The 16,572-nt window shown below is 69.4% G+C and carries 15 protein-coding genes; 6 read left to right on the top strand and 9 right to left on the bottom strand.

The window, feature by feature from the left end; all coding sequences use genetic code 11:
- Positions 1 to 4: 4 nt before the first annotated feature.
- Together ACFUTX_RS10300 and ACFUTX_RS10295 are read right to left on the bottom strand one after the other, a co-directional pair.
- Positions 5 to 1,432: a CCA tRNA nucleotidyltransferase gene (locus ACFUTX_RS10300; protein ID WP_378863740.1), complete on the bottom strand. Its 1,428-nt coding sequence runs from the start codon at positions 1,430 to 1,432 to the stop codon at positions 5 to 7.
- 172 nt (positions 1,433 to 1,604) lie between these two features.
- Positions 1,605 to 3,125, bottom strand: a complete 1,521-nt coding sequence (locus ACFUTX_RS10295; protein WP_378863737.1) for a methyltransferase — start codon at positions 3,123 to 3,125, stop codon at positions 1,605 to 1,607.
- A 118-nt stretch (positions 3,126 to 3,243) separates the two neighbouring features.
- Here ACFUTX_RS10295 and ACFUTX_RS10290 point away from each other — a divergent pair, with 118 nt between their 5' ends.
- The 4 genes from ACFUTX_RS10290 to trxA all read left to right on the top strand — a co-directional run bounded on the left by ACFUTX_RS10290 (position 3,244) and on the right by trxA (position 8,561).
- Positions 3,244 to 5,466, top strand: a complete 2,223-nt coding sequence (locus ACFUTX_RS10290) for a DUF6049 family protein (RefSeq protein ID WP_378863734.1) — start codon at positions 3,244 to 3,246, stop codon at positions 5,464 to 5,466.
- Positions 5,463 to 7,073 (top strand): murein biosynthesis integral membrane protein MurJ, encoded by a 1,611-nt coding sequence (gene murJ / locus ACFUTX_RS10285; RefSeq protein ID WP_378863731.1) that lies wholly within the window; start codon positions 5,463 to 5,465, stop codon positions 7,071 to 7,073. Before ACFUTX_RS10290 ends, murJ begins: the two co-directional genes overlap by 4 nt.
- A 100-nt stretch (positions 7,074 to 7,173) precedes the next feature.
- On the top strand, positions 7,174 to 8,160 hold the full coding sequence (gene trxB / locus ACFUTX_RS10280; protein WP_378863728.1) for a thioredoxin-disulfide reductase: 987 nt from the start codon (positions 7,174 to 7,176) through the stop codon (positions 8,158 to 8,160).
- Between the two features lie 77 nt (positions 8,161 to 8,237).
- Positions 8,238 to 8,561, top strand: coding sequence for a thioredoxin (gene trxA / locus ACFUTX_RS10275; protein ID WP_378863725.1), 324 nt, complete (start codon positions 8,238 to 8,240; stop codon positions 8,559 to 8,561).
- 105 nt (positions 8,562 to 8,666) lie between these two features.
- Here the strand turns inward: trxA and ACFUTX_RS10270 are convergent, their stop codons facing one another.
- A complete protein-coding gene (locus tag ACFUTX_RS10270; RefSeq protein WP_378863722.1) occupies positions 8,667 to 9,014 on the bottom strand; it encodes a tryptophan synthase subunit alpha in 348 nt (115 codons plus the stop codon).
- 154 nt (positions 9,015 to 9,168) lie between these two features.
- Here ACFUTX_RS10270 and ACFUTX_RS10265 point away from each other — a divergent pair, with 154 nt between their 5' ends.
- Together ACFUTX_RS10265 and ACFUTX_RS10260 are read left to right on the top strand one after the other, a co-directional pair.
- Positions 9,169 to 10,419, top strand: a complete 1,251-nt coding sequence (locus tag ACFUTX_RS10265) for a hypothetical protein (RefSeq protein ID WP_378863719.1) — start codon at positions 9,169 to 9,171, stop codon at positions 10,417 to 10,419.
- Between the two features lie 2 nt (positions 10,420 to 10,421).
- Positions 10,422 to 10,757, top strand: coding sequence for a hypothetical protein (locus tag ACFUTX_RS10260; RefSeq protein ID WP_378863716.1), 336 nt, complete (start codon positions 10,422 to 10,424; stop codon positions 10,755 to 10,757).
- A 91-nt stretch (positions 10,758 to 10,848) separates the two neighbouring features.
- Here the strand turns inward: ACFUTX_RS10260 and ACFUTX_RS10255 are convergent, their stop codons facing one another.
- From ACFUTX_RS10255 to yidC, 6 genes are all read right to left on the bottom strand, one after another.
- Positions 10,849 to 11,820, bottom strand: coding sequence for a ParB/RepB/Spo0J family partition protein (locus tag ACFUTX_RS10255; RefSeq protein ID WP_378863713.1), 972 nt, complete (start codon positions 11,818 to 11,820; stop codon positions 10,849 to 10,851).
- Positions 11,820 to 12,770 (bottom strand): ParA family protein, encoded by a 951-nt coding sequence (locus ACFUTX_RS10250; protein ID WP_378863710.1) that lies wholly within the window; start codon positions 12,768 to 12,770, stop codon positions 11,820 to 11,822. Before ACFUTX_RS10250 ends, ACFUTX_RS10255 begins: the two co-directional genes overlap by 1 nt.
- Positions 12,771 to 13,616: 846 nt before the next feature.
- Positions 13,617 to 13,934 carry a GIY-YIG nuclease family protein gene (locus ACFUTX_RS10245; RefSeq protein WP_378863707.1) on the bottom strand — a complete coding sequence of 106 codons (318 nt, stop codon included), beginning with the start codon at positions 13,932 to 13,934 and terminating at the stop codon, positions 13,617 to 13,619.
- Between the two features lie 295 nt (positions 13,935 to 14,229).
- Positions 14,230 to 14,856 carry a 16S rRNA (guanine(527)-N(7))-methyltransferase RsmG gene (gene rsmG / locus ACFUTX_RS10240; protein WP_378863705.1) on the bottom strand — a complete coding sequence of 209 codons (627 nt, stop codon included), beginning with the start codon at positions 14,854 to 14,856 and terminating at the stop codon, positions 14,230 to 14,232.
- A 45-nt stretch (positions 14,857 to 14,901) separates the two neighbouring features.
- Entirely contained in the window at positions 14,902 to 15,423 is a 522-nt protein-coding gene (locus ACFUTX_RS10235) for a protein jag (protein WP_378863702.1), read from the bottom strand.
- Between the two features lie 27 nt (positions 15,424 to 15,450).
- Positions 15,451 to 16,566 carry a membrane protein insertase YidC gene (yidC, locus tag ACFUTX_RS10230; RefSeq protein ID WP_378863700.1) on the bottom strand — a complete coding sequence of 372 codons (1,116 nt, stop codon included), beginning with the start codon at positions 16,564 to 16,566 and terminating at the stop codon, positions 15,451 to 15,453.
- Positions 16,567 to 16,572: the final 6 nt, after the last annotated feature.

Raw genomic sequence — 16,572 nt, 5'->3', positions numbered from 1 at the left:
CGGATCAGCCGCGCGCGGCCCACCACTCCTTCAGCCGCCGCTCGGCCTCCTGTTCGCCGACGATGCCCTCGTCGAGTCGCAGGTCGAGCAGGAAGCGGTACGCGTCGCCGACCTCGCGCCCCGGGCCGATCCCGAGCACCTCCTGGATGCGGTTGCCGTCGAGCTCGGGCCGCATGGCGTCGAGCTGCTCCTGGGCGGCGAGCTCCGCGATGCGACGCTCGATGTCGTCGTACGCCCGGGCGAGGCGTCCGGCCTTCTTCGCGTTGCGCGTGGTGACGTCGGCGCGGGTCAGGATGTGCAGCCGCTCGAGCTCGTCGCCGGCGTCGCGCACGTACCGGCGCACCGCGGCATCCGTCCACGCGCCCTCGGCGTATCCGAAGAACCGCAGGTGCAGCTCGATCAGGCGGGCCACCACGCCGGTCGTGTCGGAGTCGAACCGCAGCGCTTGCAGGCGCTTGCGAGCCATCCGCGCGCCCTTGATGTCGTGGTGGTAGAAGGTGACCCCGCCGCCCGGCTCGAGCTTGCGGGTCGCCGGCTTGCCGATGTCGTGCAGCAGCGCCGCGAGTCGCAGCGGAACGTCGGGCGAGGCATCCGGATGCCTCTTCTTCTCGAGGTCGATCGCCTGCCGCAGCACCGTGAGCGAGTGCTCGTAGACGTCTTTGTGGTGGTGGTGCTCATCGACCTCGAGCCGGAGCGCGGGGATCTCGGGGAGGAACTCCTCGATCAGCCCGGTCTCGACGAGAAGGCGGATGCCGCGCACCGGGTCGTCGGTGGCGAGCAGGCGCACCAGCTCGGCCTGGATGCGCTCCGGGCTGACGATCGACAGCGTCGCCCGCAGGTCGGCGATCGCCTGCACGGTCGCCGGCTCGACGTCGAACTCGAGCTGCGACGAGAACCGGGCGGCACGCAGCATCCGGAGCGGATCGTCGCCGAAGCTGACGGCCGGGTCGGTCGGCGTGCGCAGCCGCCGCGCCACCAGGTCTTCGATGCCGCCGGTGGGGTCGACCAGCGTGCGGGCGGGCACGCGGAGCGCCATCGCGTTGACCGTGAAGTCGCGCCGCCCGAGGTCTGCCTCGAGCGTGTCGCCGAACTCGACCGTGGGCTTGCGGGTCACGCCGTCGTAGCTGTCAGCCCGGTACGTGGTGATCTCGACCTGCTCGCCGGCCACCTTGGCTCCGATCGTGCCGAAGGCGCGGCCGATGTCCCACTGCGCCGAGCTGACCGGCTTCACGATGCGGAGGATGTCGTCGGGCCGCGCGTCGGTCGTGAAGTCGAGGTCGTTGGTCGGGCGGCCGAGCAGCGCGTCGCGGACGGGCCCGCCGACGATGGCGAGGTCGTGGCCCGCCGCGGCGAACGCGTCGGCCAGGGTGGCGACGACGGGTGACTCGGCGAGCGCGCCGAGGCGCGCGATGCCCTCGGCCATGTTGAGCATGCATCGAGCCTACCGAGGCCACTCTGCGACGACGGACGCGGCCCGATGGGTGAAACCGCGGGGACGGATGCCCTGCCCGCGGCGGTCAGCGGGCCGGAGAGCCCGTTTCGTCCCCGCCGTTTCACGCGAGATCGCGTCAAGCGCTCGAGCGAGCGGGGAAGCCTGGGCGTGCTCAGGCCGGACGCAGGAACCCGGTGAAGGCCAGTTCGCGCACGCGGGGGAGGAGATCGGCGCGCAGGGCGGCCGCATCCGCCCCGAGCAGCTCGGCGATCGCGTCGATCAGCACCCCGGCGGGGAGGTCGCCGTCGCACGCGCCGACGAGGGCGGCGAGGCCGGGGTCGACCGCGAGCGCGCGCCCGAACCCGCCGCCCTGCCGCAGCTCGATGACCGTCGGGTCCTCCTGGCCGGGCACGTGATGGCGGGCCTCGGTGACGTCGGGGGCGACGACGAAGACGGATGCCGCAACCCCCGCGTCGTCGAGCACCGAGAGCCGGTCGTGGACGGCGAGCGCGTCGGCGAGGTGGCCGCCCAGGCTGTCTCCGGCGAGCGCCTGGTGCAAGCGCTCGAACCGCCGCAGCGTGGGGGTGCCGGTAGCCGGACGGCGCAGCAGGATGTATCCGAACCCGACCTTGGTGACCTGCCGCGCGGTGAAGTCGTCGAGCCACGCGTCCACGAGCCGTGCGAAGCCCGTGCTGCCGGCGAGGGTGCCGCCGTCGCGCACCCAGAGCTCGGCGTACGAGAGCGGGTCGAGCGCCTCCCGCTCGACGACCCACGCATCGAGCGGGACCGGTGACGACTCGACCCAGGAACGCACGCGGTCGAGGCCGTCCTGCCCGGCCCGGGTCTCCCAGTTGCCCAGCAGCTGTGCGACGCCGCCGGGTTCGAGGTGCGCGCCGACGCCGCGGACGAACTCGGCGACGACGTCGTCGCCCTCCCTGCCGCCGTCGCGGTACTCGTACACGGGCACGCCGTCCACGCGCGGCGTGATCACGAACGGCGGGTTCGACACGACCCGGTCGTACCGTTCGCCCGCGACCGGCTCGAAGAGACTGCCGAGCCGCGTCTCGACGCCGTCGACGCCGTTCAGCAGTGCGTTGAGCCGCGTGAACGCGAGGGCGCGGGGCGAGATGTCGGTCGCGGTCACCGATTCGACGCTCCGCCGGGCGCGCAGGGCCTGGATGCCGCACCCCGCGCCGATGTCGAGACCGCGACGCGCGGGGGTCGGCAGTTGCAGCGACGCCAGCGTCAGCGAGGCGCCGCCGACGCCGAGGACGTGGTCTTCGGGGAGTGGCCCGCCCAGTGCCGCTTCGTCGAGGTCGCTCGCGATCCACCATTGGCCGGTGCCGTCGGCGTCGGCGTACGACTGCGGGCGCACGAGCGCGGTCGGCACCGCTCGGCCCTGCGAGACGGCGACGAGTCCGAGGGCGGCGAGGCCTGCGGCGCCGGTGCGGGGGAGGGCTGCATCGACGGATGCCTCGGCCTCCGGCATCCCGAGCACCAGCAGCCGGCCGAGCACGGCGAGCGGGTCGCGACGGTCGCCGAGTGCGCGGGCAGCCGGCGACCGGAGGCCGCGCGCGATGGCGTCGTCGGCGGCGCCGCCCCACGCGCCGCGGACGGCCTCGGCGGTGAAGCCCGCGTCACGCAGGTCGGCGGCGAGGTCGCGGCAGAGCGCCGGGTCGGGTTCGGGGAGCACGAACCCATTCAACCGTGCGTCGCCGCGCGGCGCCCTGTACCGGAACCTCTGAGGCTCGAACCGTAGAATCGCACTCGATCGTGCGGTCCGGACATCGCACAGGAGCGAACCACACCCCATGACCGTGACCCACCCGGGAAAGCCCGCCCGCCGCCGCGCCCCGCGCGTGGCCGCGGCGCTGCTGGCCCTCGTGACGGTCCTCGCGACCCCCGGTCTGCCGGCGCTCGCCGACACCACGACACCGTCGCCGACTCCGACGCCGACGCCCACGCCGCAGATCGCGCCGGGCACCACGGCGTTCACGCTCGCCCCGATCTCGAACGGCGTCGTCCCGGCCGGCACCGCTCTGGCCGTGTCGCTGACGCTGCAGAACGAGACCGCGACGTCCACGCCCGCGACCTCGGCGACCGTCTCGCTGGGCCGATCCCCTCTTGCCAGCCGCACGGCGCTCACCGCCTGGCTCGACGGCGACACCTCGGGCGTGACCACCGAGCCGGTCGCGACGGCCGCCCTCGAGCCGGTTCCCGCCGGAGACTTCCGGGTCACGCCGGCGCGTGTCGAAGCCGAGGATCCGGCGCTCGAAGGACTGACGCCCGGCGTATACCCCCTGAAGGCCACGTATGAAGGGCCGTCGGGGCCGGTCACGGCCACGAGCGCGATCGTCGTGCCGCGGGCCGGGGCCGACGAGATCGGCGTCGGCGTGCTCGTCCCCGTCACGGCGGGCGCGCTCACCGAGGGGCTCCTCACCGCCGATCAGCTCACGGCGCTCACCGCCCCGGACGGCGCACTGACCGCGCAGCTCGACGGCGTCGAGGGCACACCGGCGATCCTCGCCGTCGACCCCGCCGTGCCTGCGTCGATCCGCGTGCTCGGCACGGCGGCACCGGCCACCGCCACCGAGTGGCTGGAGCGGCTCGAATCGCTCCCGAACTCTCGCTTCGCGCTGCAGTTCGGCGACGCCGACGTGTCGGCCCAGCTCGAATCCGGCCTGTCGGCACCGCTCGTGCCCACGTCGCTGACGGCGTACATGAACCCCGAGGACTTCGCGGCTGAGCCGACGCCCGGCCCCGAGCCGACGCCGTCGCCCTCACCCCCGGCCGAGGGCGACGAGGATGCCGCTCCGGCGCTGCCGTCGCTGCCGGCACTCCTCGACATCGGGCCCAACGCGCGCCCGGGCATCTTCTGGCCCGTCGAGGGGACCGCCGGCACCGAGGTCGTCGAGCGCCTGTCGCGGGTCCGCACCGACGACGAAGCCGGCACGACGGTGATCTCGTCGGCGAGCACGTCGGCGGGCGCGGCGGGTCAGACCGTCCCCGCGAACGGCGCCGCCGGGGAGTCCCCGGTGCTGGTGCTCGACGCCGAGGTCTCGGCCGCGCTGGCCGAGGCATCCGGTCTCGAAGCCACCTCCCTGCGGGGTGCCGCCCTCGCCGAGGCGACCGCGTACCTCTCGTTCGCCGCCGCTGAGACGGGCGGTGCGCCGCTGCTGGTGACCCTGGGCCGCGATCCCGACCGGTCGCGGGTCGCGATCGGCGCGACGATCGGGGCCGCGACCGACGCTCCCGGCGTCACCCCGTTCACCCTCGGCGGCCTGATCAACTCGAGCGTGGGCGAGGTGCAGCTCGGCGAGGCCGCCGCTCAGCCCGCGCGCGCCGAGGTGACGTCGACGCTCCTCGAGGAGGAGGGCGAGCTCGCCCGGTTCGCGACCATCCTCGACGATCCGTCGCTGCTGACAGGACCGGAGCGCGCCGAGATCCTGCAGCTGCTGGGCAACGGCTGGCTGCCCGACGACACCTCGTGGACCGCCGCGATCGTCGACCACCGTGCGGCGACGCGCGGCACGCTCGACTCGGTGGGGCTGGTGCCGAGCGCACCCATCAACCTGTACGGCGCCAACGTGGGGCTCCGCTTCTGGGTGCGCAACGACCTGCCGTACCCGGTCAACCTCGTGCTGTACGTCACCCCCGACAATCTGCGACTCGACGTGCAGCGCGCCAACCCGCTCGTCGCACAGCCCGCGAGCAACAGCCGCGTCGAAGTGCCGGTGCAGGCCCGTGTGGGCAACGGCGACGTCACGCTCGGGCTGCAGCTCCGCAGCCGAGCGAGCGTCGCCATCGGCGAGCCGCAGTCCGTCGACGTCGCCGTGCGCGCCGAATGGGAGTCGGTCGGTCTCGCGATCCTCGGCGTCGTGGTGGGCGGCCTTCTGCTGCTCGGGGTGGTGCGCACCGTGCTCCGCCTCCGGGCGCGCCGGCGGTCCGGGGCATCCATCGAGGACACCGGGGAGACGGATGCCTCGACCCCCGCGGGCTCCGACCCGTCGGCCGACCGCGGAGGCGAGCCGTGAGCGTGGGCCGCGCGAGCCTGCTCATCGGCGCGGGCACGATCGCGTCGCGGCTGACCGGCTTCCTGCGCGCCGCCGTGCTCGTGTGGGCGGTCGGTGCGACCACCTCGGCGGGCAACGCGTTCGCTGTCGCCAACCAGCTGCCGAACAACATCTACGCCATCATCTCCACCGGCCTGCTCAGCGCCGTGGTCGTGCCGCAGATCGTCCGGGCGGCCGCGCACGACGACGGCGGCCGCGCCTTCGTCTCGAAGCTGTTCACGCTCGGCACGGTGGTGCTGCTCGCCACCGCCGTCGTGGCGACCGTCGCGGCGCCCTGGCTGGTCGGCCTGTACGCGCCCAACTTCACCCCCGAGCAGCTGGCCCTCGCGACCGCCTTCGCCTACTGGTGCCTGCCGCAGATCCTGTTCTACGGCCTGTTCGCGCTGGTCGGCGAGTCCCTCAACGCGCGGCGGGTCTACGGTCCGTACACGTGGGCGCCGATCGCCAACAACGTCGTGTCGATCGCCGGCTTCCTCGTCTTCATCTGGCTCTTCGGCCCCGGGCGCACCGGCACGGACTGGACGCCCGAGATGATCGCGCTGCTCGCCGGCACCGCGACCCTCGGCATCGTCGTCCAGACCGGCATCCTGTTCCTCTTCTGGCGCAGAACGGGCCTGCACGTGCGGCCGGACTTCGGCTGGCGCGGCGTCGGCCTGGGACAGATCGGGCGGCTCGCCGGCTGGACGTTCCTCATGGTCCTGGCCGGGCAGGGCGCGGGGGTGATCCAGTCGCGCGTGCTGTCATCGACGCCCGAGGGAGACGCCGGCATCCTCGTGTCGCAGAACGCGTGGCTGCTGTTCATGCTCCCCTACTCGATCATCGTCCTGTCGATCGGGACCCCCTACTTCACGCAGCTCAGCGAGCACGCCGGCGCCGGACGTCACGACGACGTCCGTGTCGACGTGGGGCGCAGCATCCGGATCCTGGGTCTCTTCGTCGTCGCCGCCACCGCCGCCCTCGCCGTGGCCGCCGTGCCGGCGTCGCGCATCTTCACCGGCAGCCGGACCGAGGCCGTCGCCGCCGCCGAAGTGCTGCTGTGCTACCTGCTCGCCCTCGTGCCCCTCGCGGTGCTGTTCGTCGTACAGCGCACCTTCTACGTCTACGACGACACCCGCACGCCGTTCTGGTTCACCCTGGTGCAGTGCACGCTCGTGGTCGCGACGGCCCTCGCCGCCCAGTGGGCGGTCGCCGCGGAGGTGCTGCCGGTCTCGCGGCTGGCGGCTGCCGTCGCACTCGGCCAGTCGTTCGCCAGCATCGTGCAGGTGGTGCTCGCGACCTGGCTGCTCCGCCGAAAGGTGGGCGCTCTGCGGGTGCGGCGGTGGCTGGGCGCGCTGGCGCTCTTCGCGGTCGCGGCGGTACCCGCCGCGGCTGCGGGATGGGTGGTGTTCCAGCTGCTCGGCGGAGTGGACGGCTGGACGGTGTCCGACAAGTTCCTCGGGGCGCTCGGTGCGGCGATCATCGGGGCGGTCGTGCTGGTCGTGTACGGCGCGCTGCTCGCGGTGTTCCGCGTCCCCGAGCTGTCGGCGGCGACCTCGCTGGCGCGCCGGTTGCTGCCCGGCCGCCGCTGACGTCGGCGGGCCGACGCAGACCCGCTCAACGGAATGCCGCGCGGTTACCATGTGTTGAAGCATCCGGGGTCATCAAGCCCTGAGACAGAAGGGGGCGCACGTGCGTCACGTCATCATCATCGGATCCGGTCCCGCGGGTTACACCGCCGCGATCTACGCGGCGCGGGCCAACCTCGAGCCGCTCGTCGTCGCGAGCTCCGTCGAGGCCGGCGGCGACCTGATGACCACCACCGACGTCGAGAACTTCCCCGGTTTCCCCGAGGGCATCCAGGGCCCCGACCTCATGACCAAGATGCAGGAGCAGGCCGAGAGGTTCGGCACCGAGGTGCTGTACGACGACGTCGTGTCGCTCGACCTCGAGGGTGACGTCAAGAAGGTCACCTTGGGCAGCGGCAAGGAGTATGAGGCGCGCTCGATCGTCTACGCGACCGGTTCCGCCCATCGCAAGATCGGCATCGAAGGCGAAGAGCGCCTCTCGGGCCGCGGCGTCTCGTACTGCGCCACCTGCGACGGGTTCTTCTTCCGCGAGCGCGTCATCGCGGTCGTCGGAGGCGGCGATTCGGCGATGGAGGAAGCGACGTTCCTCACCAAGTTCGCGTCGAAGGTCTACGTGATCCACCGTCGCAACGAGCTTCGCGCCTCGAAGATCATGCAGGAGCGGGCGTTCGCCAACGAGAAGATCGAGTTCGTGTGGAACAGCGAGGTCGTCGACGTGCTCGGCGACGAGGCCGTCACGGGACTCGTGCTCGAGAACACGGTCGACGGCAGCCGCAGCGAGCTCGCGGTGGACGGCCTGTTCGTCGCGATCGGCAACGACCCTCGCACGCACCTCGTCCACGGCAAGCTCGACCTCACCCCCGAGGGCACGATCTGGGTCGACGGTCGCTCCTCGCGCACGTCCGTGCCCGGCGTGTTCGCTGCCGGTGACGTGATCGACCCCACCTACCGCCAGGCCGTCACCGCGGCCGGAAGCGGAACGGTGGCCGCCCTCGACGTCGAGCACTACCTCGCGTCGATCGGCGAGGCCGGCGCGCCCGACCAGGTCGGCGACCAGATCGAGGGCCTGCCCGAGGTCAGCGCCGCCTGAGCAAGTCCTGAACGCCGGAACATCTCGCGCATGCTCGGCGTTGGACCCACTGACAGCTTCGCATCGAAGGAGAAAACATGACCGCCAAGGCGACGACCTCTGCCACGTGGGAGCAGGACGTGCTCCAGGCCGAGGGACCCGTGCTCGTGGACTTCTGGGCCGCGTGGTGTGGACCGTGCCGCATGGTCGCACCCGTTCTGGACGAGATCCAGTCGGAGCACCCCGACAAGATCACGATCCTCAAGCTGAACGTCGATGAGAACCCCGATCTCGCGATGAAGTACCAGATCACGTCGATTCCGGCGATGAAGGTCTTCAACAAGGGCGAGGTCGAGACGACGATCATCGGCGCCAAGCCGAAGTTCGCGCTCGAGAAGGACCTCGCGCCCTACATCGGCTGAGTCAGCCCTGACTCCTCCATCCCCTGACCTGGGTTTCGTGCCCGGGTCAGGGGATTTTTCCATGCCTACCGCGGCATGCCGTGGGAACGGGTCAGTTCCGTCGGGTCAGGACGCGTCCGCACGCACGGTGGCGTCCCAGCGGCGGTGCGTGTTCGCGTCGCCGAGCAGACGCCAGACCGCGCGGGTGAGCTGCGGGTAGTCGAGGGCGATCTGCCGCAGGACACGGTAGTGCCGAGCGGCGCTGGGGCGGGACCCGCCGTTGGCTTCGATGTTCTCGGCGCGCAGGGTGAAGACGACGAGTTCATCGACCGTCGGCAGGTCCTCCATGAAGTCCCACGGGTCTTCGCCCGCTCGAAGCCGCTCGGCGATGATCACGGCCAATTCATCGGATGCCTCGGCGCGCAGAAGCTCGAGACTGGCGCGGCGGCGCGGAGTCCTGTCTTCTGTCGGCACCTATCAAGGGTACGCCGAGTGGGCGGCGAAGGGCCGCGATCCGCGCTCGTGGTGTGAGGTGCGGTCGAACCGAGCGCGTCCCCCGTTTGGCGGACGCGGCGTCTGTTGTAGTTCTGAAATACTGACGTCTCAGATGCGTTCGAAGGGATCTGAAGTGAAGAACATACTTTCGACCGGACGAGGCATGATTGCGATGACGCTGGCGGTCTCCCTAGCGATCTCGGGAGGCACGGCCGCCGAGGCGTCCACTCCGCTCCCGGTTGCAGTACGGCCACCGGGCTCCCCTGTGGAGGACGACGGTTCGACGAGCGGTCCATCAGGCGATCGCGAGGCGATTGCTGACGTTGCCCGAGAGTACGAGGCCGGCGATGCCGTCGCGGCTGCCGCGTTGGTTGAGGCAGCGTCGGCCGAGTCGGCAGTTCCGTTGGATACTGTCTTGTCGACTACAGGGGCCGCGGTGCCTGCGGTTTCGTTGACCAACGACGGTTCCGTCCTTCTCTCGTCCGGTGACGGCGTTCAGGTCGGCGTCGGCATCGCCGGAGAGGCCGGCGCAGCCGGCGAGCCCGCCATCGTGGCCGGCGTCGCCGTTCAAACCAGCGTCCTTCCCGACACAGACCTGGTGACACGGGCAACGCTTGACGGTGCGCAGATCTTGGCTGTGCTCGCAGACGAGGACGCAGGCGATCGCGTTTCTTTCGCGTTCGACCTGCCTGCGACTGCGGAGCTTCTTCCGCAGGCCGATGGTTCCATCCGAGTTACCGACGAGGTAGAGGTGCAGAGAGTCCGCGCTGGGGAGGAGGAACGCCTGGACCGGGAGGTTGCCTCGGTCGTCGGCGATCTGGAGAGCCTGAATGACCTCACTCCGGCGCAAGTCGAAGCGCTCGAGGCCATCGCTCCGGCGGCGACCAACTCGGTAATGGAGACTCACACCATCGCCACGATCGCAACTCCCTGGGCAGTCGATGCCAACGGCGCAGAGTTGCCGACGAGGTACGAACTATCCGGAAATGCTCTCACGCAAGTAGTCGACACCCGGAACGCTGAGTATCCCATCACTATCGACCCGCACTGGTCTTGGTGGGTGTGGACCGCAGCCACATGTGCCGCAAACGTTGCGACCTTCGTCTTTGGAGCGGCCAAACTGGCTTACGCAGTCACCAAGATCAACAGCCTGGTCCGAAAGAGCTCCACGGTCGCCAGGATCGTCCAGAAGATCGGAGGCGCCAAGGCTCTACTCGCCTCGATTCACAAGGCCGCGAGGGGGTTTATCGAGGGGCGCGTTGGCAAGTACCTCAGTTCCACCCAACGTCTCGCACTGTCTTCGTTCGTCTCAGTGGGTCTTTCGATGCTCGGGGATCTCCTGGGTATCGGAAGCTGTATGAGCCTGCTCCGAGCGGCGCTCTAGCGATGATGGAGCTCCTCGCGTTGATCATGATGGCGCTGCTCTTGGGTGTTGCGGTGGCGAGTCTCGTCATAGTCCTTATCTGCTGCATTCGGGCCGACACCTTGAAGAGCAGCGTATGCGCCGCTCTCATCGCCCTCAGCCTTGGCTTCATCGGGATCTTTGAGTTGGGACCTTCGCCGGTGAAAGTGATGCAAATCCTCGGCGGCACCTGGAGTCTTGCGACGAGCATCGTTTTCCTCGCCGCGACAGCGTTGTTCGGGACGGGCGGTGTTTTGCTGGCCCGGAGGTTCGGATTAATCCGCCGGGTCTTGCGGTGGCTGGAAGCGTCAGGCGATTGAGGCGTTCAAGGGTGATGGATCGGCAGTCTCAGCGCTACCGCAGTGAGGGGCGGCGCGAAGGCACCAATCAGCGTTCGCGTCTACAGATGCCCTATGCGGCTCCCGCGCCGTATTCGGTTTCGCCCAGTTCGCCGAGGATGCGGTTGAGGTCCTGGATACTCGCGAAATCTATGCTGACCTGGCCCTTTCTGGCGGTCAGGGAGATGCGGACACGCGTGTTCAGCCGGTCGCCGAGGCGTTCCGCGACTTCGTCCAGGTGCGCTCGGCGGGATCCGGCCTGCGGTTTCGGGGCGCGGGTGGGCGAAGCATCCGTCATCTTGGCGGCGGCTTCGGCGGCTCGCACCGAGAGGTCTTCGTTGACGATCTTGTCGGCGAGACGCTGCATCGCTTCGGGGGTGTCGAGCGACAGGATGGCGCGTGCGTGACCCGCGGTGAGAACCCCGGCGGCGACCCGCTGCTGCACCGGGACGGGCAGCTTGAGAAGCCGGATGGTGTTGCTGATCTGCGGGCGGGAGCGGCCGATCCTGCTGGCGAGTTCCTCTTGTGTGATGCCGAAGTCCTCGAGCAGCTGCTGGTAGGCGGACGCCTCTTCGAGAGGGTTCAGCTCGGATCGGTGGAGGTTCTCGAGCAGGGCATCACGGAGGAGATGCTCGTCTGCGGTCTCGCGGACGATCGCCGGAATCGACGTCAGCCCCGCCTCGCGGGCGGCCCGCGTGCGGCGCTCCCCCATGATGAGCTCGTACTGTCCGTCGTCATTGGCGCGCACGACCACGGGCTGCAGCACACCGAACTCGCGAACGCTGTGGACCAGTTCCGCGAGGTCTTCAGGATTGAAGTGGGTGCGCGGCTGGCGGGGGTTGGGGACGATGGAGTGCGGGTCAATGTGCGTCAGGCGGGCTCCCGGCACCTCGACGAGGTCGTCCGGCGCCGGCTCCTCGGTTGCGGGCGTCTCTTCGGTGACCACCGCCCTCGGGAAGAAGACGTCGGTGGGCCGTTCGTCGGCCACTTCCGTCGTGGGGATGAGAGCCCCGATTCCGCGTCCCAGGCCTGTGCGCTTGGCCATCAGGCGTTCCCTTCGGTTGTCGATGCGTCGGCGTCCGTGACGGTGCCGTCGCGGCGGATGATCTCGATGGCGGCCTCGCGGTACGCCACGGCCCCCGCGGACTGCCCATCGTAGGCGATGACAGTCTGGCCGAAGCTCGGCGCCTCCGAGACGCGCACGGATCGGGGGATGACGGTGTCGAGCACTTCGTTGCGGAAGTGCTGACGAACTTCGTCGGCGACCTGCTGCGCGAGGCGCGTGCGGCCGTCGTACATCGTCAGGAGGATCGTCGACAGGGTGAGCGCGGGATTGAGGTGCTTCTGGATCATCCGCACCGTGCCGAGAAGCTGGCTGAGCCCTTCGAGAGCGTAGTACTCGCACTGAATAGGGATGAGCAGCTCGCCTGCCGCGGTGAACGCATTGATGGTCAGCAACCCCAGCGACGGGGGGCAGTCGATGAGCACGAAGTCGATGCGCTCTTGCGTGGTGGCGAGGTATTCCTCGAGGGCGGTGCGCAGCCGGTGCTCGCGGGCGACCTGCGAGACCAACTCGATCTCGGCGCCGGCGAGGTGGATCGTGCTCGGCGCGCAGAGCAGATTCGGGGACTCAGGGCTCGTCTGCACGATGTCTGCGAGCGGGAACTCGTCGATCAGCACGTCGTACACGCTCGGCGTGTCGGCGGTGTGCGGAACGCCGAGCGCTGTCGAGGCGTTGCCCTGCGGGTCGAGGTCGATCACGAGCACGCGAGCGCCGACTGAAGCGAGAGCGGCCGCAGTGTTCACGGCGGTCGTCGTCTTTCCGACGCCACCCTTCTGATTCGACACGGTCAGCACTCGAGTCCGGCCGCTCAGGGCGACTTCGGTGTTCTCGAGAACGCGGCGGCGCGCGGAGAGGTCGGCCAGTTCTCGGGCGAGGGGGGTGTCGTCGAACGAAAAGGATGCTGCGGCATCCGTCTCGTCGGGCTGTTTCACGTGAAACACTCTCCCTTTCGCGCGCCGAGCAACAACGCCTCCCACTCTATCCCGCCCCTCCCCCATCCCCCGCTCCGCAGGTCGGGGAGGCGCCGAAGCCACCGTGTCGAGAGCGCCCCCCGGATGCTGGGTCTCGATACGCGCTTCGCGCTACTCGACCGGCAGATCACACCACCCCCGCCGGTCGAGTAGGCGGTGAAGCCGCCGTACCGAGACCCCTGTGCCCACACCCCACCCGCCGGTCGAGTAGGCGGCAAAGCCGCCGTATCGAGACCACCCCGAATCACCGGGTCTCCATACGCGCTCCGCGCTCCCCGACCGGCACCCCCACACCAACCCGCCGGTCGAGCAGGCGGCGAAGCCTCCGTAACGAGACCCCACCGAGCCCCGGGTCTCGATCCGCGCTCCGCGCTCCCCGACCGGCGACACACCACACCCCCGCATCCCCAGGGGTCTCGATACGCGCTTCGCGCTCCCCGACCGGCGCCAAGACGCCACCCTCGCCGGTCGGGGAGGCGGCGAAGCCCCCGTATCGAGACCGCCCCCCCACTCCCGGGTCTCGATCCGCGCTCCGCGCTCCCCGACCGGCGACACACCACACCCCCGCATCCCCAGGGGTCTCGATACGGGCTCCGCGCTCCCCGACCGGCGCCAAGACGCCACCCCCGCCGGTCGGGGAGGCGGCGAAGCCCCCGTATCGAGACCGCCCCCCCACTCCCGGGTCTCGGTACGCGCTCCGCGCTACTCGACGGCGCTTTCCGCCCACGGGTCAAAGACGCCCCGTCGTGAGCGTTTCACGTGAAACATACGGTCCTTATGGGGTTATGAGCCGAGCTGCGCAGGCAGTCAGTCGCGCTCGGTCGTTTCACGTGAAACATCTGGCTTCGAGAACCTCTTGCGACTCAGTGACGAAAGACGTTCTCCTTGTCCTTTGATGAGAGCCAACCGCTTGGCGCGACCCCAGCCCTGAACTTGCTTCTCGCGCCGATAGGCGTCGTCTACTCGGTCAAACCGTTCAAAGTAGAGAAGGCGCACGGGAAGACGCGATCGGGTATAGATCGCACCCTCTCCGTCGCCGTGCTGCGCTAGGCGGTGCTCGAGATTTCTTGGGCTTCCGACGTAAAGCGAACGGTCGGAGCACTCGAGGATGTACATGTACGCCATCCCACGACTCTGCCTGGCGGCAGCTGGGGCGGGGGACGGTCGCCGGCGTTCTGTGGATCGATGGCGAGCATCCGGGGCGGGGGAGAAGGTTGGGGCTGCGCTCAGAGGACGCCCGATCTCGATACGCGCTGCGCGCTACTCGATCGGCGGAGTTCACATGGTGATGGACGAGATCTCGATAAGCGCTGCGTGCTACTCGATCAGCGGGGGCTGCGCAGGTCGACGGACGGGATCTCGATACGCGCTACGCGCTACTCGATCAGCGCGGGGTGCGGCGCTGGACGGTTGGCAGACGTCAGCGGACGGTTGCGCGGATGACGCGCGACGGCTCGTCGAGAACGCCCTCACCGACGACCTCAACACGCGCCTGCGTGACGCGGTACTTCCGCAACTGCTTCTCGGCCGCGTCGATCTCGTTGGCTGCGCTGGCCCCCTTGAGCAGGATCAGCTCACCGCCATCTCGCACGAGGGGCGCCGTCAGGGGGATCAACGTACGCAGCGCGCTCACCGCACGAGCGGTCACTGCGTCGAGCACCGGCCCCGCCTTCCACTCTTCCGCCCGAGCTCGAAGAACGTCGACGTTGTCGAGACCCAGCTCATCGACCTGCTCGTTGAGCCACGCCACCCGGCGCTCCATCGGCTCAATGAGCGTCCAGTGCACGTCCGGCCGCGCGATCGCCAGCACGATACCCGGAAGACCCGCTCCCGAACCGACGTCGCCGACTCGGCCGGCGGGGAAGAGCGGCGCGATGATGGCGCTATTGAGGACATGCCGCGACCACAGCCGAGGCGGCTCCAACGGCCCGATCAGCCCGCGCTCCTCACCGTGCTGCGCCAGAGCTGCGGTGAACTGTCGCGCCAGCCCGATGCGTTCGCCGAAGACCTGCGCCGCAGCCTCGGGCTCAGACTCGACGTCAACCATGGACTTCCGCCGCCTTCACCGCTCGATGTTTCACGTGAAACGGAGTCAGGCGCGGCGGATGACGGTGTGGCGGTCGGCGCCCTCGCCGTACGACTCCGAAACGAAGCCCCGCTCCGCAACAATGTCGTGCACCAACTTGCGCTCGTAGCTCGACATCGCAGGGAGGGACGCCTGCGACGCGCCCTCTTCGAGACGGTCGATCGCGCGGTCGACGAGTGTCGCCAGTTGGCGCTGACGGGTGTCGCGTGATCCGCCCACGTCGAGAATCAGCCGAGAGAAGCGGCCCGTGCGGTTCTGCACCGCGATCCGGGTCAGCTCCTGCAACGCCTGAACGGTATCCGGGTGCGCGATCAGGTCGACCGAACCGCCCTCGGGCGCCTCGACCGACACATACGCGCGACCGCCGCGGACATCCAGGTCGAGGTCGCCATCGATGTCGGCGATGTCGAGCAGGCCTTCCAGGAAGTCCGCCGCGACATCCCCCTCCTCCTCGAGCTGCTCGACGGAAGCGGGTTCACGGTCGCCTCGCGCCGTGTCGACAGGGGCGTAGTCAGGAGTGCTGGTCATGGTGTCCTCGCGTGACGGGAGAGGGGGTCAGGATGCCGCGCCGCCGGCGCCGGACTGATCAGCGCTCTTGGGGCTCGGGGGCTGCTTCTGCGCCTGCTTCTTGGCGCGCTGCTTGCTGACGGGCTGCTGGCGCTTCGGTGCCGCGGCGCGGGCCTTCTCGGCCTCTTCGTAGAGCCGCTGCTGCTCGGCGAGGTACTTCTCCATCGGGACGACCTTGCCCGATGAGTCGATCGCCTTCCCCTTGCGCGCCAGTCGCTCCTCGCGGGCCTTCGCCGCCTCGGAGCCCGGCGTGGGCATTTCGCGGATCACGAGGAACTGCTGACCCATGGTCCAGAGGTTCGACACGAACCAGTAGATGACGACGCCGAGCGGGAAGAAGACGCCCGAGAAGACGAATGCGAAAGGCAGGACCCAGAGCATGATCTTCTGCATCTGGTAGGCCTGACCGGTCTTCGCCTCGGGGGACAGGTTCTTCGAGATGATCTGGAGCTGCGTGAAGAACTGCGACGCGATCATCAGCACGACCAGGGTCGCGAGAATCGCGATCGCCGCGGTGTTGTTCGTCTCGATCGCCTGGATCAGCGTCTCGTGCAGCGAAGCGACGCCGAACAGCTTGGCGTTGTAGAACTCGGCGGTCAGCTCTGCGTTCAGCAGACCGACCCCGCCGATGCCGGCCTGATAGTGGCGTGTGACGTCGTTCAGCACGCTGAAGAGCGCGAAGAAGATCGGCATCTGCACCAGCAGGGGAAGACAGCTCGACACCGGAGTGGTGCCGTGCTTCTTGTACAGCGCCATGGTCTCGCGGCTCATCGCCTCCCGCGAGAGCTGGTCGCGCTTCCCCTTGTACTTCTCCTGAACTTTTCGCAGTTCAGGGGCGATTTCCATCATCTTGCGCTGGCTCTTGATCTGCCGGACGAAGAGAGGGATCAGAGCCGAGCGGACGACGATCACCAGGCCCACGATCGACAGCACCCACGTGAGACCTGCCGCGGGCGGAAGCCCCATCCAGGTGAACAGCCAGTGCCAGGCGACCAGCACGGCCTCGACCGCCCACTTCAGCGGCCACAGGATGATCCCGATGAGGTCGAACCCACCGCCGGTGGACGCCGCGGGTGTGGGAGTGGAGGCCAGCAAGAGATCCATGCGGAG

This window comes from Microbacterium sp. NPDC057407 (assembly GCF_042803895.1).
Taxonomy (GTDB): Bacteria; Actinomycetota; Actinomycetes; order Actinomycetales; family Microbacteriaceae; genus Microbacterium.
Note: the sequence above shows the minus strand (reverse complement) of the source record. Positions and strands in the feature narration are given on the sequence as shown.